Genomic DNA, 19,531 nt, shown 5'->3' with positions numbered 1-19,531 from the left:
CATGACACGAGCGACCACCAGGAAGGCCGAGGCCGTCGGCGAGGACCAGGCCGCCGTCCCGCGCCGTCTGCTGTCGCACGCCACGAAGCTCTTCGCGAAGAAGGGTTTCGACCGCACCTCCGTGCAGGAGATCGTCGAGGCCGCCGGGGTCACCAAGGGCGCGATGTACCACTACTTCGGCTCCAAGGACGACCTCCTTTACGAGATCTACGCCCGGGTGCTGCGCGCGCAGACCGAGCAACTGGAAAAAGTGGTTTCGAGCGAGGCACCGCTGCGGGAACGGTTGCGTTCCGCCGCCTCCGACGTCGTCGTCAGCACGATCGACAACCTCGACGACAACACGATCTTCATGCAGTCCATGCACCAGCTCAGCGTGGAGAAGCAGAAGGCCGTCCGCGCGGAACGCCGCAAGTACCACGAGCGCTTCCGCACGCTGATCGAGGAAGGCCAGGAGTCCGGCGAGTTCCGCGCGGACAAACCGGCCGACGTGATCGTCGACTTCTTCTTCGGGTCGGTGCACCACCTCGGTTCGTGGTACCGGCGTGGCGGCGCGCTCTCGGCCCGCCAGATCGGCGACCATTTCGCCGATCTGCTGCTGGCCGCGCTGCGACCCGAGTAGCGCTCAGCCCGGCGGCGCGGACACGAGCCGCTCGGCGAGCCAGTCTTCGCGGCGTTCGAGCACCGTCCCCAACTCCCACTCGGACGCGAGGGCGAGCAGATCCGTCGCCACGTCTTCGGCGGCTTCGGGCGGCCAGCCCTGAGCGGCCAGACTCGACCGCAACGCGTCGGCGTAGTCGGAAAAGGTGAAGCCGGGCAGGTCCGCGACGAGCGCCGTCGTCGTTCCGCGGTGCGAGCTCAGCCCACCGAACGCCCGGCCGCAGCCGCAGCGGGAATCGGGCGAACTCTCGCCGTCGCCGCAGGGCGGGGCGACCCAGAGCAGCTCGCCTTCCACGCAGTGATCGAAGTCGTTCTCCCGCGCGCCCTGGGTTTTCGCGGTGGCCACGAGCAGTTTCATACTGACTCCCTGTTCGATCGAATGTTCGAACAGTTGTACCGGCGGGGTCCGACAGTTTCCGGGACGGACCCCACCGGGTGGGTCAGGCGGGCAGATCGATCAGCGGCGCGAGGGCGGCGCGATGCCGCCCAGGAGTGCCGAACGCGATCTCGTCGCTCTTCGCGCGCTTCAGGTACAAGTGCGCGGGGTGCTCCCAGGTCATGCCGATCCCGCCGTGCAACTGGATCGCCTCTTCGGCGGCGTGGACGGCGATGGGGGAGTTACGGGCCTGTGCGACCGCGACGGCGATCGCGATGTCGTCGCCGGAAGCCAGGCAGTCGGCGGCGTAGCGCGCGGTCGCCCTGGCGTTGACCAGATCCGTGTACAGGTTCGCCAGCCGGTGCTTCAGCGACTGGAACGAACCGACCTGACGGCCGAACTGGTAGCGCTCCTTGAGATAGCGCACCGTTTCGGTCAGCGCCCATTCGGCGATCCCGAGCTGTTCCGAGGCGAGCAGCCCCGCCGCGGTCACGAGTGCCGTGTCGAGCGCGGACGCCGCCTCCGAGCCGCCGGCGACGCGTTTCGCGGCCACGTTCTCCAAGGTGACGTCGGCGATGCGCCGGGTGAGGTCGAGGGAAATCGCCTCGGCGACCGTCACCCCCGACGCCGATGCGTCGATCGTGTACAGGCCGGGGCCGTCGGGCCCCACCGCCGGGACGACGATCAGTTCGGCCACCGAAGCATCGACGACGCTGCGGACCTGGCCGCTGAGCGTGCCGTCGGCGGCCGCCGTGACCGTCGAGGGGAACCCGGCGCCGGGCGCTGTCGACAGCGGGATCGCCAGCGCGCCGATGAGCGTGCCCGCGGCCAGTTTCCCGAGTGGCTCGGCCACTTCCGCCTGCGACGTGTCGGCCACCAGCAGGGCCGACGTCGCCAGGACGGCGCTGCCGAGATAGGGGACAGGGGCGACGCTGCGCCCGAGTTCCTCCATCACGACGGCGACTTCCCGTGCCGAAGCGCCGTGCCCGCCCAGCGCCTCCGGGACGGCGAGGCCCGCCGTGCCGAGGTCGGCGGCGAGCGTGCGCCACAGCTTCAGGTCGTACGGTTCCGCCGTCTCGGTCCTGGCGATCAGGGCCGCCGGTTCGGCCCGATCGGAGAACAGATCGCGGACGCTGGCGCGAAGGTCCTCTTCGACCTCGGAATACAGCAGGTCGGTCATCGGGGCAGGTCCTTCCAGGCGACGTCCTTGTCGATCCGCGGCTCGGACGGCAGCCCCAGCACGCGCTCGGCGATGATGTTGCGCAGGACCTCCGAGGTGCCGCCCTCGATGGAGTTGCCCTTCGCGCGCAGGTAGCGGTAACCGGCCTCGCGGCCGAGGAAGTTCACGCCGTCGGGACGCCGCATCGTCCAGTCGTCGTACCGCAGGCCCTCGTCGCCGAGCAGCTCGATCTCCAGCCCGGAAGCGGCCTGGTTCAGCTCGGAGAACGCGACCTTGACCGCGGACCCCTCCGGTCCCGGCGCGCCCGCGGCGAGCTGCTGGCGCAGCCGCGAACTCACCAGCCGCAGGCTTTCGCCCTCCACCCACAGCTTCAGCAGCCTGTCGTGCAGTTCGGACGTGCGCAGTTCAGGGCGCTCCCGCCAGGTTTTCGCGACGACGCCGACCATGCCGCCGTCGCGCGGGAACTCGGTGCCGCCGATCGCGACGCGTTCGTTCATCAGCGTGGTCTGCGCGACCTTCCAGCCCTCGCCGACCGCGCCGAGGCGGTGCGCGTCGGGGATGCGGACCTCGCTGAGGAAGACCTCGTTGAACTCGGCCTCGCCGGTGATCTGGCGCAGCGGCCGGACGTCGACGCCGGGGGCGGTCATGTCGCACAGGAAGTACGTCATGCCACGGTGTTTCGGCACGTCGGGGTCGGTGCGGGTGACCAGGATCGCCCACTGCGACTTGTGCGCGCCCGACGTCCAGACCTTCTGGCCGGTGACCACCCAGTCGTCGCCGTCGCGGACCGCCCGGGTGCCCAGCGCGGCCAGGTCGGATCCGGCGCCCGGCTCACTGAACAGCTGGCACCACACCTCGCGCTCGGTCCACAGTGGACGAAGGAAGCGCCGGTGCTGTTCCGGGGTGCCGAAGGCGAGGATGGTCGGCGCGGCCATGCCGAGGCCGATCCCGATCCGCCGTTTGTCGTTGTCCGGCGCGCCCGCCGCGGCGAGCTCCTTGTCCACAACGGACTGAAGGGACCGCGGCGCGTTCAGGCCGCCGAGGCCTTCGGGGAAGTGGATCCAGGCCAGCCCGGCGTCGAAGCGGGCGTCGAGGAAGTCCTGACGCGGCGTGCTTTCCGGCGGATACGCGGCCAGCAGCTCGGCCACGCGCCGCTTGAGATCGTCCACAGTGGTCATGTTTTCGAATGTCACCGTGTCACCTCTCCGCGGTACTTCTTCAGCTCGCGGTGCGCCAGCGAGCGCTTGTGCACCTCGTCCGGCCCGTCGGCGAGCCGCAGCGTCCGCACCTGCGCCCACATCTCGGCCACCGGGAAGTCCTGGCTGACGCCACCGGCGCCGAACAGCTGCACGGCCTTGTCGAGGATCCACTCGACGGTGATCGGCGTGGAGATCTTGATCGCCTGGATCTCGGTGTGCGCGCCCTGGTTGCCGACCGTGTCCATCAGCCACGCGGTCTTGAGCACCAGCAGGCGCTGCTGCTCGATCTTGACCCGCGCCTCGGCGATCCAGTCCTGCACCACACCCTGTTCGGCGATCGGCTTGCCGAAGGTCTCGCGCGAAAGCGCCCGGCGGCACATCAGTTCCAGCGCGCGCTCGGCCATGCCGATGGCGCGCATGCAGTGATGGATCCGCCCCGGTCCCAGGCGGGCCTGCGCGATGGCGAACCCGTCACCCTCGCCGGCGATGAGGTTCTCCGCGGGCACGCGGACGTCCTCGAAGACCACTTCGGCGTGGCCGCCGTGATCGCCGTCGGTGTAGCCGAACACGTGCATACCGCGTTTCACGGTCATACCCGGGGTGTCGCGGGGGACCAGGATCATGCTCTGCTGCTTGTGCGGCGGGCCGTCCGGATCGGTCTTGCCCATCACGATGAAGATCTTGCAGTTCGGGTTCATCGCGCCGGAGATGTACCACTTCCGGCCGTTGACGACGTACTCGTCGCCGTCGCGGCGGATGCTGGTGGCGATGTTGCGCGCGTCGGAGGAGGCGACGTCGGGTTCGGTCATCGCGAAGGCGGACCGGATCTCGCCGTCCAGCAACGGCTGGAGCCACTGCTTCTTCTGCTGCTCGGTGCCGAACATGGTGAGGACTTCCATGTTCCCGGTGTCCGGCGCCGCGCAGTTCAGCGCGGTCGGCGCGAGCCGGAGGCTGCGGCCGGTGATCTCGGCGAGCGGCGCGTACTGCAGGTTCGTCAGCCCCGCGCCGTGGTCACCGGGGAGGAAGAAGTTCCACAACCCGCGTTTACGGGCCTCGGCCTTGAGTTCTTCGACGATCGGCGGCTGCGACCATTCGCTGTCGCGCTCGGCCAGCTGAGCCTCGAAGACCGCCTCGGCCGGGTAGATGTGCGAATCCATGAACTCGAGGAGTTTTCCCCGCAGTTCCTCGGTTTTCGCGTCGAAGGCGAAGTCCATCGCTATCCCTCTTCCTTGAGAGTCTCATTGCCGTGCGCGATCAACGGGACGACGCCGGAGCCGATGCCGTCGAATCCGGCGCCGACGGTCTGTCCCTTGCTGTAGCGGAGGTGGATGCCTTCCAGGATCACCGCGAGTTTGAAGAACGCGAAGCTCACGTACCAGTTGAGCCGGGAGACGTCGCGCCCGGAACGCTCGGCGTACCGCGCGATGACCTCGTCGTTGCGCGGATAGCCCGGCGCCGAGCTGGCGTTGGACACGAACTGCAGCGAGACCTTGTCGCGTTCGGCGTAGGCCACCAGCAGCGCGAGGTCGGTCAGCGGGTCGCCGAGGGTGGACATCTCCCAGTCCAGCACCGCGGTGATCCGGTCGTCCGCGTTCACCAGCACGTTGTCCAGGCGGTAATCGCCGTGGACGATCGACGGCTTGCCCGATTCGGGGACCGACGAGGCGAGCCGGTCGTGGAGCTCGTCGACGCCGGGGAGGTCGCGGCTGCGGTTGCCGTCGAGCTGCTTCTTCCAGCGTCGCAACTGGCGTTCGAGGAAACCCTCCGGGCGGCCGAAATCACGAAGCCCCACCGATTCCGGATCGACGGCGTGCAGGGCGACCAGGGTGTCGACCAGTTCCTCCGCGATCGCCTTTGTCCGGGCGGGGCCGAGCGCGGCGAGTTCGGTGTCGGAGCGGAAAGGCGTGCCCTCCACGAACTCCATCACGTAGAACCGCGAGCCGATGACGTCGGTGTCCTCGCACAGCAGCACGGTTTCCGGCACCGGGACCGCGGTGCCGTGCAGCCCGGTGATCACCCGGTACTCGCGGCCCATGTCGTGCGCGGTCGGCAGGACGTGGCCCAGCGGCGGGCGGCGGACCACCCAGCGGGACCGGCCGTCGCCCACGATGTAGGTGAGGTTGGACCGGCCCCCCTCCACGACCTGGCCGCTCAGTTCGCCCTGGACGAGACCGGGCCGGTGCTCGTCCAGATGGGCCTTGAGCCTGGCCAGGTCGAGGCCCGGCAGGTCGGACTGGTTCATGGTGCCTCCAGCGCTCGCTTTCCGGTTACAGTACCGACCAGTCGGTATGTCGGGTAGTGGTGGTCCGGCGAGGTGCCGGACGTCACCTTGTCAGGCGATCAGCCGGACGACCATCTCCGCGACGCACGCCGGTTTGGGTTCGCCGTCGATCTCGATCGTCCATTTGACGACGGCCTGCTTGCCACCGGCGACGTCGGTGACCTCGACCAGCTCGGCACCCGCCCGGATCTTCGCGCCGACCTTGACCGGCTGGGGGAACCGGACCTTGTTCAGCCCGTAGTTGATGCCCATCGTGAGCCCGTTGACCCGGTAGAGCTTCCCGACGAAGCCCGAAATGAGCGACAGCGTCAGGAAACCGTGGGCGATCGGGCCACCGAACGGGCCCTCGGCGGCCTTCTCGACGTCGACGTGGATCCACTGGTGGTCGTCGGTGGCGTCGGCGAACAGGTTCACCCGGTCCTGGGTGAGCGTCAGCCAGTCGCTGTAGCCGAAGTGCTCGCCGACGGCGTTCTCGAACTCCTGCAGGGAGGCGAATTCGCGCATGGCTCAGTCCTTCGGTCCGCCGGCGACGTAGATGACCTGGCCGGAGATGAATCCGGCGCCGTCGCTCACCAGGAACGACGCGAGGTTGGCGATGTCCTCGGGAGTGCCGACGCGCTGTACCGGGATCTGCGACGCGGCCGCGGCCTTGAAGTCCTCGAACGACATGCCGATCCGCTCGGCGGTCGCCGCGGTCATGTCGGTGGCGATGAACCCGGGGGCGATGGCGTTCGCGGTGACGTTGAACTTGCCCAGCTCGATCGCGAGGGTCTTGGTGAAGCCCTGCATGCCCGCCTTCGCGGCCGAGTAGTTGGCCTGGCCGCGGTTGCCCAGCGCCGAGGTGCTGGACAGGTTGACGATGCGTCCCCACTTCTCCTGCGTCTGGTACTTCTGCACCTCGCGGGTCATCAGGAACGAGCCCTTCAGGTGCACGCCCAGCACCGAGTCCCAGTCCTGTTCGGTCATCTTGAACAGCAGGTTGTCGCGGGTGATACCGGCGTTGTTGATCAGCACGGTCGGCGCGCCGAGCTCCTCGGCCACCCGGGTCACCGCGGCTTCGACCTGTGCGGCGTCGTTGACGTCCAGCGCGACACCGACGGCCTTGCCGCCCTCGGCGACGATCGCTTCGGCCCCCTGCTTGACGCCCGCCTCGTCGAGGTCCAGCAGGCCGACGGCGAACCCGTCGGAAGCGAGGCGCTTGGCCACGGCCGCCCCGATGCCGCGGCCGGCGCCGGTGACGATCGCTACACGGGAGGGGTGTTCGGTCACGGGTGTTCTCCTCGTCGTCGAGTGGAAGTGAGCCCGAGTCTGCCGTACTAAGCGGTTGCTTTGTAGGGGCAATGCCGCTTTCGGGGAGCGCACCCGCGCGAAAGCGGGCGAATGTGACCGCAATCACCCTGATGTCGAGGCCTGTGCTCGCCTGCAGACACCAGTTGCGCGTGAAGGCCCTCTTCCAGGACGCGGTTCCGAGCCGGCCGGGCGTCGCTCCTCGGCGTTGCGAAAGCCACTTTCGCAACGTTGAAAGTTGTGAAAGTGGCTTTCGCAACGCCCGGCCAAGCCCAGCATCCAGCTGCCGTCAGAACGGCACTCACCACTCACGACCGGCCGCAGGTCAGCCCGCTCGCCTGCCGAGGACCTCGGTGATCAGCTTCGGCACCTCGCCGCCGTGCCAGGAACTGGGCGAGAAGCGCTCCTGCGCGATCCCTTCCCAGAGCTCGCCGTCGTCCAGCGAAATACCTTCCTCGCGGGCCACGAGGGAGCCGATTTCCTGGGCCACGACACCTTCGCCGGCGAGGGTCTTCTTGGCGAGTTCGACGTCCTGCGGCCGCACGGCGACCACGAGTGTCCAGTCGCCCCAGGCCTGCGCGAGCTCGAACGGGCCGAGCCCCGACTGCGCGCAGACGTCGGCGGGCGCGTCGTCCAGCCGGATGTCCGTGGTGATCCGCGCGCCGAGACCGTTGGCACCGCACAGGGTCCGCACGGTCGGGAAGAGACCGTCGGAGACGTCCATCGCCGCGCGCGCCAGCCCGGCCGTGGCGAGCATCCGGCCCGCCGCCACCTGGGCCATCGGACGGCAGGCGCGCTCGCGGATATCCGCGACGACAGATCCGGGAAGCCGTGCCTGCTTTTCGACGAGCAACGCGTACGCCCAGAGATAGCCGGGCGAACCGACCAGCAGCAGCCGATCGCCGGCTTCGGCACCCGCGCGACCGAGCCGCCCGCCGGGGACGCACCGGCCGATCGCGGTCGCGGTGAGCTGCCGGACCGGGCCGTCCCGGAGATCGCCGCCGACGACCTTGGTGCCGTGCACCTTCGTGCAGTCGTCCACGCCGTCGAGAAGCCGCCGGAACTCGCCCGCCGTGGTCGTCTTCGGCAGGGTGTAGTTGACGACCAGGCCGAGCGGGGTGGCGCCGGCCGCGGCGAGATCGGACAGGTTGATCGTCGCCAGCAGCCACCCGGCGTGATAGGGATCCGTTTCACCCAGGATGGTGACCAGCGGCGTGGGGCAGCTGTCGGTGGTGGCGACCAGTTCGCCACGAAGCCCTTCCGTGGCGTCGAGGACCGCGCAGTCGTCCCCGAACCCGCGGACACCGCCGTAACGCGGCCGCAGGATGTGTTCCAGGATCGCGTGCTCGCCCAGTTCGCCGAGCCGGATGTCGTCGCCCACCGGCGAAAGTTCAGTTACGCCCGACATGATCCGCCAATCGGGACGGGGCGACGTTGTGGTCGCTGGAGTAGTTGTTCGGCATCGTGCCGTAGGGCTGGTCGCTGCCCGTGGAGGCGAACAGCATGAGATTGCAGATCCGCGTCCCGGGATGCAGGAGCACGGGATGCCGCAGGTGGTTCACGATCTCCAGGGTCAGCACGGCGCCGGTCTCACTGCCGAAGCCGGGGCTGACCTGACCGCACAGGACGACGCTGATGCCGAGCCGCGCGTAGTCGCTCGTGCCGTCGACGAGCCCGGCGAGTTTCTCCGAGAGCCCGATCTTCTCCAGCGTCGGCGCGAGAACGACTTCGCCGGGTTCGACGCGCAGCCTGCCTTCGGCGTCGAGTTCCTTCGGCCGGAGTTCCGGATACGTGCTCCGGTCGGCGATGTCGACGGTCCCGGTCGATTCGAGCGCGAACGCCTCGTGACCGAGCCGCAGGCTGATCGCGGCCGGGCGGACGAGACCGGGCTCGAACGGGGTGATCGTGAGTTCTCCGGCGCGGTGCGCGCGTTTGATGGCCCGGTCGGTCAGGATCCCGCGGCGCAGGGCGGGCCAGGTCAGCGGCATGACGCCACCGCTTTCGCGACGGCGCCGACCAGCGCGCGGAAATCGGTCTCGGTCAGTTCGCCGTTGGGCTGGTCGTCGGACTCGCCGGGCTCGCAGTACACGACCGTCGTGCCGGTGCGGTGCGGTCCCTGGACCACCACCGTCGCGGTCAAACCCGCGGCGATGGGCCGGACGGTGTGCACGACGGCGGTGTCGCACGAATAGACGTCGCCGAGCCGGACGTGCGGGGTCTTCTCCACCGCGAGCCGGGCGGCGCCGTCCGCGAGCAACGCGGCCGGGTTCGCCGGATCGGCGCCGTAGCGGTACCGGTCGTAGGGCTTCCCGCCTTCGGTCGTTTCGCGGAACTCGACCATGTGCAGGCCTTCGCCGGCGACGATGGCCGAGGCGAATTCCCAGCGATGGCTGTGCGGATTGGACTCGCCGCGCGACGGCTCCGCCGAGTCCGGCCAGACATGGAGCCGGATGCGGAAATCGGCGGAGGCGTGGAGCACCATTTTGGCGAAACCGTTGGGATGCCAGTAGGAACGCTTCGCCGCGGCGTGGACGGCTTCGTCGTCGCCGAGGGTTTCTTCGAGCCACGAAAGGAAAGCGCCGGGGGAGTCCTGTACCCGGTGCGCCACCGTGCGCAGCCAGGGAAGGTCCGCGTCACCGTGGCGGGGGCGGCTCCCGGTGAGGTCACGGAGAAACGCGTGCGCGCCCGCGGGAGCGGCCGTGAGGGTCGGGGGCGGGGTGTCGATCATGCAGTCGTACCTGGAGTTCCTGGAGGGCTGAGCGGGGGCCCGGCGGCGGCGAATGCGGCCGCGCGGAGCGCGGTGACTGCGTCCAAGGTCTGCCAGATGGGTAGGTCGCCGCTTCCCCAGGCCCACAATCCCTGATCGGCGTCGTAGCGCTCCCAAAGGGTTCCGAGCGCCCGGTTGAGCCGGGGGAGTGGCAGGAAGGGGGCGGTGGCGAGCGCTTGGACGACCCAGGCTGCGGTGAAGTGCCGGATGATGATCCGGGTCGTTCCTTCCCCGTCGGGACGAGGCCTTTCGAGATCCTCGGCCACGCCATCGTCCGAATGCGACCGGTCGATGAGCCATTGTGTGGCTTCGTCGGCCGCCTCTCGGACGTCGTTGCGATCTTCACGGCTGCGCAGGACTTCCCGCAGGGCGACGACCGAACGCGCGGTGTGCACCACCGATGCCTCCGGGGCGACGAGCCCGGCCTCGTTCTTCTCCGGCCACAGCTGTGAGCCGTCGAAGTCGAGCCGGGCCGCCAGGAGGGCGTCGATCAGCCGGTCGGTCAGCGGGGCGTCCGGCCGGAGCCGGACCGCCGTGTGCAGCACGGCGGACAACAGGTAGGGGCGGGTCCTGCTGTACGGGTCGAGCGACCCTTCGAGCTGGTCCAGCCCTTCGTCGGCGGACATGGTGCTGGTGCGGAAGAGCGCGTCCACGACGGAGGCTGTCGTCTCCGGCCGTTTGCCGCCCGCGCGGCCACGCCAGCCCTGTGCCGACTGCAGCCGGTACAGATCTTCGGCGAGCGTATGTAGGTCGATGTAGGGATCGCCTACCACGAGCATGGTGTTGATCCCGTACGCGGTGCTGAGCGCCTTCGGGCCGGTGCTCTTCTGCAGGTTGTGCCGCCAGCCCAGCGGTTTCCCGTGCTCGTCCCGGATCAGGCGCTCGGCGAGTTTGGCGCCGACGGTGTGGAAGACCTGCAGGAGCGACCGCGAGGTGTCGACGATGGCAGCGTCGCCGATGGCGGGCGGCGTGTGCTCGTGGGGGGAACGGGCGGTCTCCACCAGCGTGAACAGTGTGTTCGCGGCGCGGAAGTGATCGTCGAGCTGACGCGCGTTGTGCGCCGACGGCAGGTATTTCCCGGTCTCCCACTGGGTCAGGTTCGCCCTGGTCACGCCGATGATCCGGGCGGTCTCCGCCTGCGTTTCGCCCGCGGCCTTGCGCAGCCGCCGCAGCTCACGTCCGACACCCGACGCGGTAACGGTTTCCGCATCGGGGCTTACCGGCCGCTGCCCGGCCGATGTAGGCTTCATGTAGGCACTAGACACGGGCTTACCTACCTTTGGTAGGCAATGTAGGGCGGTGACTGAACGTGCACACAACGGCGAGAGTACAGCAAGCGAATCGGACCGTGCTGGCGCGTGGGTCAACGTCGTGTCACAACGTGTCGAGAGCCGCGATGGACCCTGTTCTACCTGGTCCTGGTGTGCGTGACCCACCCGGTCACGAGGACTGGTCCGACCTGGGCACGACCGGAGAGTGGATGCTGTCAGCCATCTGAATGTGACGCTGCGCATCTGACCCCGTTCGCGTCGCCTGTGGGCCACACGAATGCCGGAGTAGGCGCCGTGTGGGCCGACCCGAGTTCGCGCTTGGCTGCATCGGGGGTGAACCTCATGTCCCACCACGAGAACCACACGGCAGCGCCCCGGTCCTGGTTCGATCGGCTTCTCGAACGCTTCCACGAATGGCTCTTCGCGACCGGCGAGGACACACGCGCGGCCGCTCGCGGCTGGCAGGTGTCGCGGGTGCCGGACAGCAGGCGCCGCGTCTATCGCGACCCCCGCTGGGACACCGTCCACGCGTGCGCGCCCTGCGGGGGCACGGGGTGGTGGCCCTACGAGGACGCCGTTTGCCCGGACTGCGCCGGTGCCGGTGTCGTCCGCTCCATTCCCGCGGCGGCCGTGGCCGCCGAGCAAACCGCCGGACGGACAGGAGGAAGGTCATGAGCCGTTGGCAGGAACCCCAGGCGATCGCCGAGCTGGCCAGGGAGATCACGGTGGTCAGGAGGCCCAACCCGATCACCGCCCTGTATCACTGGCGGTACGAGATCGGTGCGCTGATCGTGCTCCCGTACGCGTTGTACTCCCTTTTCCAGGCGGTCGGCCCGATCTGGGGCGCGGTCGTGCTGTTCGGTGTCGCGAACTGGCTGTTCTACTGGCGCTCGGCGCGGCGATTCCTCCGCGACCGGCTCCGCTCGATCGTCGTGCAGCACCGGCTGCGGACCGGGTTCGCCCGGGCCAGGGTGTGCACGCTCGACGGCAAGCTGCCGGTGATCCTGTGGACCAAACCGCGCGGTGACGAGGTCGAGGTCACCCTGTTCTGTCCCGCCGGAGTCGGCTACGAGCGCATCGAGCAGCGACGGGCCCTGCTCGCGGCGGCGTGCTTCGCCTCCGACGTCCACGTGTACCGCCACCACAAACGCGCCAACGTGGTGCACCTTTCGGTCTGCACCGCACGCCTGCGCAAGGACGTTGAAGACTCTGCCGAGGACGACGTCAAACCCGGTCTGCCGCCCGCGCGACGATATGCCGGGCAGCCGGACGGTGCCGCCATTCCCCTTCCGGGGACCTTCGCAGGAATTCCGCGCGCAGCACGGCGATGAACTCTTCACCGCGCGCGTCCGCCAGCGGCCGCATCGGTCCTGACCGGGTGTGCGCGGTGAAGAACGTGTCGGCGTCGGGGTGGACCATCGGGAACGACAACGGTTCGTCGCGTTCGAGTACGACGTCTTCCAACGCGGGCACGAGCCGTTCTTCCCAGGAGCGATCGCCCGCGGGGACGCGTTCCCGCAGCACGTCGGACAGCACCGTGAACGGCCCGCCCGGTTCGGTGCTGTGCGGCCAGTAGACGACCGAAAGCACGCCGCCCGGGCGAAGCGCGTCCGCCCACGACCGGAGCGCGGCGTCGGGTTCGGGGAGTTGCTGGAGGCCGAAGACCGAGACGACCGCGGCGGCCGAGGCCGGTTGGAGTTGCGAGGCGTCACCCTCGACGACGCGTACGAGGGGATTGCCCGCGGCCCGTCGCCTCGCCCTCTCGACCATGCCGGCGGACAGATCGATGCCGACAATCTCGCGGCCGGGCAGATGCCCGCCGAGTTCGTCGAGTTCCGGGAAGGTCCCGCAGCAGGGGACGAGAACGGGGCCCTCGGGCAGAACCGAGGGGAGAGCCCGTACCGCGGCGGAGACCCACGGCGCGAACCGGGGAACGTAGTAGGCGTCGTAGCCGGCGGCGGCTTCGTCCCAGGCGCGGGCGAGCTGTTCGGCGGTCATCGTGTCTCCGCGAGGGATTCGAGCGCGGCGAGCCTTCGCCGCAGGTGTGCGCGTTCGGGTTCGGTCGGGGCGAGCGCGATCGCTTCACGGTAGGCCGTGGCCGCCGCGTCGTCGTGGCCCAGCCGTTGCAGCAGATCGGCCCGGGCGATCGCGAAGGGAGGATAGCCGCGGAGCATCGGTTCGCCGGTCAGTTGGTCGAGCAGCGCGAGCCCCGCGGCCGGGCCGTCGCGCAGGGCGACGGCCACGGCGCGGTTGAGCGCGACGACGGGGGAGGGCGCCAAGGTCATCAGGACGTCGTAGAGCGCCACGATCTGCGGCCAGTCGGTGGTTTCGACATCGGCCGCTTCGTCGTGCAGGGCCGCGATCGCGGCCTGCACCCCGTACGGGCCTGGCGGGCCGCCGGTCAGCGAGGCGACCACCAGGGCACCGCCCTCTTCGATCAGTTCCCGGTCCCACCGGCTCCGGTCCTGGTCCGCCAGGAGGACCGGTTCGCCGTCCGGCCCGGTCCGGGCGTCCCGCCGCGCGTGGACGAGCAGCATCAGCGCGAGCAGCCCCGCCACCTCCTGATCGGCGGGCATCAGCCCGCGCAGGACGCGGCCGAGCCGGATGGCCTCCTCGGCGAGGCCGGCCCGCTGCAGGCTCGCTCCCGAACTGGCCGTGTACCCCTCGGTGAAGATCGAGTACACCGCCTGCAGCACACCCGGCAGCCGCTCCGGTAGTTCGTCCGGGCCGGGAACGCGGAACGGGATCCGGGCCTCGCTGATCTTCTTCTTCGCCCGCACGATCCGTTTCGCCATCGTCGGCACCGGGACGAGATAGGCCCGTGCCACCTCCGGCGTGGTGAGCCCGGCGAGAAACCGCAGCGTCAGCGCACCCCGGTCCTCGACGGGCAGGGCGGGATGGGCGCAGGTGAAGAACAGCCGCAGCCGTTCGTCCGGCAGGCCGTCCCCGGCGTCCGCCGCGGGAGCGGGATCGGCTCGATCCAGTTCCACCTGCAGGACCGCGAGTTTGGCGGCGTAGGCCTGGTCGCGGCGCAACCGGTCGACGGCCTTGCGCCGCGCGGTGGTCATCAGCCACGCACCCGGCCTCGGCGGGACACCGTCCACCGGCCAGCGCTCCAGCGCCGCTTCGACCGCCTCGGACGTGACCTCTTCGGCCAGGTCCAAGTCGCCGAAGCGGCGCACGAGCGCGGCGAGGAGCCTGCCCCGTTCCTCGCGGAACACCGCCTCGACCGACGCCACGCCGGCGCTCCGCTCGTCCACGATCAGGCGGTGAAGTCGGCGACCGGGCGGACCACCACCGAGCCGTCCAAGGCGCCGGGGCAGCGGGCCGCCCAGTCGAGCGCGGCGTCGAGGTCCGGCACGTCGATGACGTAGAAACCGCCCAGCACCTCACGCGCCTCGGCGTAGGGCCCGTCGGTCACCGTCCGCTTCCCGTCGCGATCGACCGTCACCGTCGTCGCGGTGACGAGGTCGGCCAGCGACTCCCCGGCGGACCAGATCCCGGCGTCCTTGACCTGCTTGTCGTAGGCCATCCAGTCCTCGAAGGTGCACTGGGGCTCGACGTCGCCGGTCGCGGCCTGGATCAGCAGCATGTACTTCACGGTGGTACTCCCGTTCTGGTTTCCGCGCGGCCTGCTCGCCGCACGACACCACTACGAGCGGGAGACCGTCGAATGGACAGGGCGCCCGAAGGAACTTTCAGGACGCGGTCTCCAGCGCTTCGGCCTGCTCGGTCACCGGAGCGGTGACCACGCGCGCGGGGATGAGCAGCGACGCGAGCGCGAGCAGCCCGGTCAGCGCCATCGCGCGTTCGACCAGCCCGAGCGGGATCGCCCGCCACCAGGGCTCGCCGCCGTTCATCGAGATCACGATCGCCCCGAGGATCACGCCGAACCACGCCAAAGCCGCCACCGCGAGCACCCGCGTCACCGCGCGCCGCGCGCGGGAGGAGGGGAAGACGGCCTTCGCCGCGAACCACACGGCCAGCGGCAGGCAGACGAACGCCACGACGCTCGCGATCCGGTGCACCGTCCCGCCGACGCTCGGCCCGATCGCCCAGTTGTTCTTGGGGAACGCCACGATCACCACCAGGCTCACCGTCCAGAGCGCGCAGAAGACCGAGGCCGCGGACAGGACGGGAAGGTGCTTGCGGCGGATCAGCGCGCCGAAGCCGATCGCCGAGCCCAGCGCGACCAGCAGGACCGCGACGTCGAAGATCCACTTGTGCTCGCTGAGCGCGTATTCGCTGATGGTGCGGCGGACCGGGCTGATGTCGCTGGTGGCGGGGAGGACCTGCAGGAGCAGGATCAGCAGCGCTCCGCCGGCGACCGAGGCCACGGCGGCCAGCAGGGCCAGCGGTGACCGGGCGGTGACCTGGGGCGTCGTCATGGTTGAACGGTAACCACCCAACCTGAAGGTTTTCTTAGGCTTTCCTGTCGGAATCGACAGGAATCCCGGTGATCGTTCCGCCACGGTCGGTGAGAACGTTGGGCCGAAAGGGGTGTAGCCGACTTGTGGCGGGTCCCTCCGGTGGTGTCCCGGGTCTAGGGTCTCGCTACCGGTGACCTCACCCGGTCACCGGACTGTCCAAGGAGGTCAGTCTGTGGGGTATTCACCAAACCGGCGAAGAGCGGGATGGACGGCGGCGACCCTGGTGCTCGCCGGCACCTTCGTGGCACTTCCGTCGGCCACGACGGCGGTGGCCGCGGACAACGTGGTCCGGGCCGATCGGGCCGTGCCTCGTTCCTGTTTCGCCGCGCTCCAGAAGCCGGGCACGGCAGGAACCGACCGGCGTGAGTTCACGTCCACAGTGGACGGTCTGCTGCAGGCGCGGATCGCGCCTCGCGGCGGCGGTGAGGGCGACTGGGACCTCGCGGTCTTCGACAAGGCCACCGGCGCCGTGGTCGCCGCGTCCGCCGCGTTGCGCAGCCACGAACTCGCCGAAGGCTTCGTGAAGAAGGACCAGCAGCTGGTCGTGCAGACCTGCCGGTACGACGGGAAGACGCGGGACGCGCTGCTGGGGGTCGACTTCCTCGCCCTCACGCCGCAGGGGACGCCGACCAGTGCCGCGCACGCGCCGCAGCGCGCCGAACTGGTCCGCGTCGAGACCCCGGGCAAGCAGGACAAGGACAAGCTGCTCCGGCTCGGCCTCGACGTCACCGAGAAGGCCGACGCCACCGGTGTCGAGGTCGTCCTCGCCAACGACGCCGACCGCAAGACTCTGGCGGACAACGGCTTCAAGTCGAAGGTGGTCGAGGCCGACCTTTCGGCGAAGTCGATCCAGAACGCCAAGACCGACCGTGAGTACGCCGCGAAGACGCCGGGCTCCACGCTGCCGTCCGGGCGGACGAGCTACCGGCACCTCTACGACTACCAGTTCGAGGTCAAGGAACTGGCCCGCAAGAACCCCAAGCTCGTCACGGCGTTCACGCTGCCGCAGCCGACCTGGGAAGGCCGTGACGTCATCGGCCTGGAGGTCGCGAGCGACGTCAAGAACATCGCGGACGGCAAACCCGTCAACTTCACCATGGGTGTGCACCACGCCCGGGAGTGGCCGGCGGGCGAGCACGCCATGGAGTGGGCCCACGAGCTGGTCAAGGGCTACACCGGCGGCAACGCCGAGATCCGTGGCCTGGTCGGCCGGACGCGCAACATCATCGTGCCGATCGTCAACCCCGACGGCTTCGAAATCTCCCGTGAGGCCGAGCCCAAGGGCGACTTCTCGCGGTTCGACTATGAGATGAAGCGCAAGAACTGCAACGTCAACGACTCGCCCAAGGAGTTCGCGACCGGCGTCTGCAAGGCCAACCCCGCCGGCCGTGAACGCGGAACCGACCCGAACCGCAACTACGCTGGTTTCTGGGGCGGCGCCGGCGCGTCGACCCTGTGGCGCAGTGACACGTTCCGTGGTTCCGGCCCGTTCTCCGAGCCCGAGACGCAGAACATCCGCTCGATCGTGTCCAACCGTCAGGTGACCAACCTGATCACGCTGCACACCTACTCCAACCTGGTGCTGCGTGTCCCGGGTGTCGCCGCCGTCCGCCCGCCGCTCGACGAGCCCGCGTACAAGGCGCTCGGCGACAAGATGGCCTCGCGCAACGGATACACCAGCCAGCCGTCGTGGGCGCTGTACGACACGACCGGCTCGACCGAGGACTGGTCGTACTGGGCCACCGGTGGCTGGGGCTTCACGTTCGAGGTCGGCCCGAACGAGTTCCACCCGCCGTTCGCCGAAGGTGTCGTCGCCGAATACACCGGTGTCGCCCCCGCGGCCGGCGCGGGCAAGGGTGGAAACCGTGCCGCGTTCATCGACATGCTGGCCAACACCGCCGACCCGGCGGCGCATTCGACGCTGATCGGTACGGCGCCGAAGGGCTACCAGCTGAAGCTGCACAAGACCTTCCAGACGCCGACGTCGCCGGTGGTGCAGCCGGACGGCTCGACGAAGCCGCCGATCTACGTCACCGACGACCTGAACTCGTCGCTGTCCTCCACCGGCGGCCGGTTCGCGTGGTCGATCAACCCGTCGACGCGGCCCTACGTCGCGGGCCGCTACGGCCGCGAGCCGCAGGGTCCGGCGCAGCCCGCGATCCAGGCCGTCAACCCGCCCGGGGTCCCGGCGATCAACCAGAACTACCCGACGGACCCGGCCTCGGAGAGCTTCACGTTCCACGTCGACGGGCTCCCCAAGGTCGACAACGGGAAGTTCAGCGTCGACGTCAAGTGGGCCAGCCAGGACACGGACTGGGACCTGTACGTCTTCGACTCCGCGGGCAACATGGTGTCGTCGTCGGCGAACGGTTCGACCACGGAAGAGCACGCGATCCTGTACGACCCGCCCGCCGGGGACTACACGGCCGTGCTGGTCAACTACTCGCAGGCGAATCCGTCCACTGTGGACGACTGGACCGGCGGCGTGTCGTTCCAGTCGCCGATCCCGCCGACCTACGGCCCCAAGGAGGCGTACCAGCTGACCTGTACGTCGCCGAAGGGCAAGCTCGTCGGGTTGGCGGACGTCTACATCGACCGCGGCCAGACGGTCGACGTCGGTGAGGTCTGCACCCGTTCCGCGCGGGCCAAGAAGGAGCGTTCGGTCCGGTAGTTCTTTGCGCGTGAAGGCCCCCTTCCCTCGGCTCAGCCGAGGGAAGGGGGCCTTCACGCGCTTCGCCCTGAAACGCGGGCCGGTCCCGCAGCACGCGCAGCGTCTACAGTGGACGGCCCCAAGGTGTCGCGAAAGCCACTTTCGGGACGCCAGATGTCTCGAAAGTGGCTTTCGCGACGCGGGGAGTGGGGCCCTGCGCAGGTCGGCACAAGGTTGCGAAAGCCACTTTCGCAACCTTCAACGTTGCGAAAGTGGCTTTCGCGACACCCGCAGGCCAGAGTCTCCGCCGCTTCCCTAAACGGTGCCGACGACCCGGTCCCGCACCACCCGCATCGTCGCCGAGTCCACAGTGGACGGCTCCGCCGCCAGCCACCCGCCGATCTCGTGCAGGAACTGTTCCGGCGTCATCGGCGGCGCGGGGGAGGGATCCTCGAGATCCGTGGTGATCTCCCCGGTCCGGCTCGGGTACACGATCATCGCCCCGCGCAACGCGACCCCCGGCAGGATCCGCCGGTACTCGGCGAGGCTTTCGGCCAGCCTGCTCCCACCGCCGCGGAAGGCGCGGCCGTTGCGCAGCAGCCGGTCGTCGTCATCGGTCTCGTAGTGCCCCGGCAGCCACAGCTTCGATTCGATGAGCACGAGCCGCTTTCCGCACAGCACCGCGTGGTCGACGTCGGCGAACACCGAGTCCGGCCAGGAGAGGCCATGGAAGATCCGGGCGCCGGGCAGCCGGGTCAGGTAGCGCTCGAGCAGGTCGGCGGTGAGCCGTTCGGCGAGTTCGTCGGTCTCGACGCCGGGGGTGCCGAACACGCGTTTCCCGCCGAACTCGGCGGCGAACCGGTTCTTGGCGCGGGACGCCGCCAGATAACCGCGCGCGAGCCGTTGCACGAGCAGGGCCGTCCCGGCGGTCAGGATCAGCCAGACGATCAGCGTTGGGGCCGAGAATCCGACGCCGGTCAGCACCGGCAGCAGCACCAGCACCATCCCGCCGACCGCGGCCACCACCGGGGTGTGCCCGGGGCCGCGCCGCCGCCCGTGCCGCACGCGCTCGTCCTGTGCGGCGAACTCCCACCATTCGAGGTCGTCCGGATCGATCACGACCGGTTCGGGCTCGTAGCCCGGTTCTTCGCCGAAGCGACGCCGCGGCCGCGGCCGGATCGGGGCGCGCACCGAACGGCCGCCCGCGTCGTAGCCGGCGCGCCGCATCGGGTCGCTGAGCGTGTCGTAGGCCTCGCGGACCAGTTGGAAGGTGAGCGCGGATCCGCCGGCGTCGGGGTGATGCGACTTCGCCAGCCGCCGGTACGCGGTCTTGATCTCGTTGACCGAGGCGGCCTTGCCCACGCCGAGCACCTCGTAGTAGTCGACATCGGGCACGGGCGGTTCACCTCCAAAGGGCCGGGCCGCAACACTAT

The 19,531-nt window shown here is 69.5% G+C and carries 20 protein-coding genes; 4 read left to right on the top strand and 16 right to left on the bottom strand.

Going from position 1 to position 19,531, the window contains the following annotated elements; all coding sequences use genetic code 11:
- The first annotated feature begins 1 nt into the window (after position 1).
- Positions 2-619, top strand: a complete 618-nt coding sequence (locus tag NQK81_RS07540; RefSeq protein WP_126735808.1) for a TetR/AcrR family transcriptional regulator — start codon at positions 2-4, stop codon at positions 617-619.
- A 3-nt stretch (positions 620-622) separates the two neighbouring features.
- On the opposite strand, the gene NQK81_RS07535 is transcribed toward NQK81_RS07540, so the two are convergent.
- The 11 genes from NQK81_RS07535 to NQK81_RS07485 all read right to left on the bottom strand — a co-directional run bounded on the left by NQK81_RS07535 (position 623) and on the right by NQK81_RS07485 (position 10,997).
- Positions 623-1,015, bottom strand: coding sequence for a DUF7715 family protein (locus NQK81_RS07535; protein ID WP_257487641.1), 393 nt, complete (start codon positions 1,013-1,015; stop codon positions 623-625).
- A gap of 82 nt (positions 1,016-1,097) precedes the next feature.
- Entirely contained in the window at positions 1,098-2,213 is a 1,116-nt protein-coding gene (locus NQK81_RS07530) for an acyl-CoA dehydrogenase family protein (protein WP_257487640.1), read from the bottom strand.
- On the bottom strand, positions 2,210-3,391 hold the full coding sequence (locus NQK81_RS07525; RefSeq protein WP_257489716.1) for an acyl-CoA dehydrogenase family protein: 1,182 nt from the start codon (positions 3,389-3,391) through the stop codon (positions 2,210-2,212). Before NQK81_RS07525 ends, NQK81_RS07530 begins: the two co-directional genes overlap by 4 nt.
- Before the next feature lie 11 nt (positions 3,392-3,402).
- Positions 3,403-4,626 carry an acyl-CoA dehydrogenase family protein gene (locus tag NQK81_RS07520; RefSeq protein ID WP_257487639.1) on the bottom strand — a complete coding sequence of 408 codons (1,224 nt, stop codon included), beginning with the start codon at positions 4,624-4,626 and terminating at the stop codon, positions 3,403-3,405.
- Positions 4,627-4,628: 2 nt separating this feature from the next.
- Complete coding sequence (locus NQK81_RS07515) at positions 4,629-5,654, bottom strand: phosphotransferase family protein (RefSeq protein WP_257487638.1); 1,026 nt, start codon at positions 5,652-5,654, stop codon at positions 4,629-4,631.
- Between the two features lie 90 nt (positions 5,655-5,744).
- Positions 5,745-6,197 (bottom strand): MaoC family dehydratase, encoded by a 453-nt coding sequence (locus NQK81_RS07510; RefSeq protein WP_126735814.1) that lies wholly within the window; start codon positions 6,195-6,197, stop codon positions 5,745-5,747.
- A gap of 3 nt (positions 6,198-6,200) precedes the next feature.
- Positions 6,201-6,962: a 3-oxoacyl-ACP reductase FabG gene (gene fabG, locus NQK81_RS07505; RefSeq protein WP_257487637.1), complete on the bottom strand. Its 762-nt coding sequence runs from the start codon at positions 6,960-6,962 to the stop codon at positions 6,201-6,203.
- 343 nt (positions 6,963-7,305) lie between these two features.
- Positions 7,306-8,388: a thiamine-phosphate kinase gene (locus NQK81_RS07500; protein ID WP_257487636.1), complete on the bottom strand. Its 1,083-nt coding sequence runs from the start codon at positions 8,386-8,388 to the stop codon at positions 7,306-7,308.
- Positions 8,372-8,968 (bottom strand): dCTP deaminase, encoded by a 597-nt coding sequence (dcd, locus tag NQK81_RS07495; RefSeq protein WP_126735817.1) that lies wholly within the window; start codon positions 8,966-8,968, stop codon positions 8,372-8,374. The genes NQK81_RS07500 and dcd overlap by 17 nt, the downstream gene beginning before the upstream one ends.
- Positions 8,959-9,708, bottom strand: coding sequence for a hypothetical protein (locus NQK81_RS07490; RefSeq protein WP_257487635.1), 750 nt, complete (start codon positions 9,706-9,708; stop codon positions 8,959-8,961). The genes dcd and NQK81_RS07490 overlap by 10 nt, the downstream gene beginning before the upstream one ends.
- Positions 9,705-10,997 (bottom strand): helix-turn-helix domain-containing protein, encoded by a 1,293-nt coding sequence (locus NQK81_RS07485; RefSeq protein ID WP_257487634.1) that lies wholly within the window; start codon positions 10,995-10,997, stop codon positions 9,705-9,707. Before NQK81_RS07485 ends, NQK81_RS07490 begins: the two co-directional genes overlap by 4 nt.
- Positions 10,998-11,360: 363 nt before the next feature.
- On the opposite strand from NQK81_RS07485, the gene NQK81_RS07480 reads away from it, so the two are divergent.
- Together NQK81_RS07480 and NQK81_RS07475 are read left to right on the top strand one after the other, a co-directional pair.
- A complete protein-coding gene (locus NQK81_RS07480; protein ID WP_126735820.1) occupies positions 11,361-11,693 on the top strand; it encodes a hypothetical protein in 333 nt (110 codons plus the stop codon).
- Positions 11,690-12,349 (top strand): hypothetical protein, encoded by a 660-nt coding sequence (locus NQK81_RS07475; RefSeq protein WP_257487633.1) that lies wholly within the window; start codon positions 11,690-11,692, stop codon positions 12,347-12,349. Before NQK81_RS07480 ends, NQK81_RS07475 begins: the two co-directional genes overlap by 4 nt.
- Here the strand turns inward: NQK81_RS07475 and NQK81_RS07470 are convergent.
- The 4 genes from NQK81_RS07470 to NQK81_RS07455 form a co-directional block, all read right to left on the bottom strand.
- Complete coding sequence (locus NQK81_RS07470) at positions 12,243-13,016, bottom strand: class I SAM-dependent methyltransferase (protein WP_257487632.1); 774 nt, start codon at positions 13,014-13,016, stop codon at positions 12,243-12,245. The genes NQK81_RS07475 and NQK81_RS07470 overlap by 107 nt on opposite strands.
- Entirely contained in the window at positions 13,013-14,278 is a 1,266-nt protein-coding gene (locus NQK81_RS07465) for an RNA polymerase sigma factor (RefSeq protein WP_371878859.1), read from the bottom strand. Before NQK81_RS07465 ends, NQK81_RS07470 begins: the two co-directional genes overlap by 4 nt.
- Positions 14,279-14,280: 2 nt before the next feature.
- The gene (locus NQK81_RS07460; RefSeq protein ID WP_371878858.1) at positions 14,281-14,619 is read right to left on the bottom strand and encodes a YciI family protein; all 339 of its coding nucleotides are present in this window, start codon (positions 14,617-14,619) and stop codon (positions 14,281-14,283) included.
- A gap of 97 nt (positions 14,620-14,716) precedes the next feature.
- Positions 14,717-15,406: a DUF998 domain-containing protein gene (locus NQK81_RS07455; protein ID WP_257487631.1), complete on the bottom strand. Its 690-nt coding sequence runs from the start codon at positions 15,404-15,406 to the stop codon at positions 14,717-14,719.
- 214 nt (positions 15,407-15,620) lie between these two features.
- Between NQK81_RS07455 and NQK81_RS07450 the strand changes: the two genes are divergently transcribed.
- Positions 15,621-18,119: a M14 family zinc carboxypeptidase gene (locus NQK81_RS07450; RefSeq protein ID WP_257487630.1), complete on the top strand. Its 2,499-nt coding sequence runs from the start codon at positions 15,621-15,623 to the stop codon at positions 18,117-18,119.
- Between the two features lie 294 nt (positions 18,120-18,413).
- Here NQK81_RS07450 and NQK81_RS07445 read toward each other — a convergent pair whose 3' ends face one another.
- Positions 18,414-19,493: a J domain-containing protein gene (locus NQK81_RS07445; RefSeq protein WP_257487629.1), complete on the bottom strand. Its 1,080-nt coding sequence runs from the start codon at positions 19,491-19,493 to the stop codon at positions 18,414-18,416.
- Between the last annotated feature and the right edge of the window lie 38 nt (positions 19,494-19,531).

Source organism: Amycolatopsis roodepoortensis (assembly GCF_024628825.1).
Classification (GTDB): domain Bacteria; phylum Actinomycetota; class Actinomycetes; order Mycobacteriales; family Pseudonocardiaceae; genus Amycolatopsis; species Amycolatopsis roodepoortensis.
The sequence above is the reverse complement of the archived record's forward strand: the minus strand, read 5'-3'. Positions and strand labels throughout refer to the sequence as shown.

What these genes read in the sequence shown, in the direction of transcription:
- NQK81_RS07535 (WP_257487641.1), bottom strand. Translation starts at nt 1,015, where the DNA reads ATGAAACTGCTCGTGGCCACCGCGAAAACCCAGGGCGCGCGGGAGAAC.
- NQK81_RS07510 (WP_126735814.1), bottom strand. Translation starts at nt 6,197, where the DNA reads ATGCGCGAATTCGCCTCCCTGCAGGAGTTCGAGAACGCCGTCGGCGAG.
- NQK81_RS07520 (WP_257487639.1), bottom strand. Translation starts at nt 4,626, where the DNA reads ATGGACTTCGCCTTCGACGCGAAAACCGAGGAACTGCGGGGAAAACTC.
- NQK81_RS07475 (WP_257487633.1), top strand. Translation starts at nt 11,690, where the DNA reads ATGAGCCGTTGGCAGGAACCCCAGGCGATCGCCGAGCTGGCCAGGGAG.
- dcd (WP_126735817.1), bottom strand. Translation starts at nt 8,968, where the DNA reads ATGCCGCTGACCTGGCCCGCCCTGCGCCGCGGGATCCTGACCGACCGG.
- NQK81_RS07515 (WP_257487638.1), bottom strand. Translation starts at nt 5,654, where the DNA reads ATGAACCAGTCCGACCTGCCGGGCCTCGACCTGGCCAGGCTCAAGGCC.
- NQK81_RS07540 (WP_126735808.1), top strand. Translation starts at nt 2, where the DNA reads ATGACACGAGCGACCACCAGGAAGGCCGAGGCCGTCGGCGAGGACCAG.
- NQK81_RS07525 (WP_257489716.1), bottom strand. Translation starts at nt 3,391, where the DNA reads ATGACCACTGTGGACGATCTCAAGCGGCGCGTGGCCGAGCTGCTGGCC.
- NQK81_RS07485 (WP_257487634.1), bottom strand. Translation starts at nt 10,997, where the DNA reads ATGAAGCCTACATCGGCCGGGCAGCGGCCGGTAAGCCCCGATGCGGAA.
- NQK81_RS07530 (WP_257487640.1), bottom strand. Translation starts at nt 2,213, where the DNA reads ATGACCGACCTGCTGTATTCCGAGGTCGAAGAGGACCTTCGCGCCAGC.
- NQK81_RS07455 (WP_257487631.1), bottom strand. Translation starts at nt 15,406, where the DNA reads ATGACGACGCCCCAGGTCACCGCCCGGTCACCGCTGGCCCTGCTGGCC.
- NQK81_RS07470 (WP_257487632.1), bottom strand. Translation starts at nt 13,016, where the DNA reads ATGACCGCCGAACAGCTCGCCCGCGCCTGGGACGAAGCCGCCGCCGGC.
- NQK81_RS07480 (WP_126735820.1), top strand. Translation starts at nt 11,361, where the DNA reads ATGTCCCACCACGAGAACCACACGGCAGCGCCCCGGTCCTGGTTCGAT.
- NQK81_RS07500 (WP_257487636.1), bottom strand. Translation starts at nt 8,388, where the DNA reads ATGTCGGGCGTAACTGAACTTTCGCCGGTGGGCGACGACATCCGGCTC.
- NQK81_RS07490 (WP_257487635.1), bottom strand. Translation starts at nt 9,708, where the DNA reads ATGATCGACACCCCGCCCCCGACCCTCACGGCCGCTCCCGCGGGCGCG.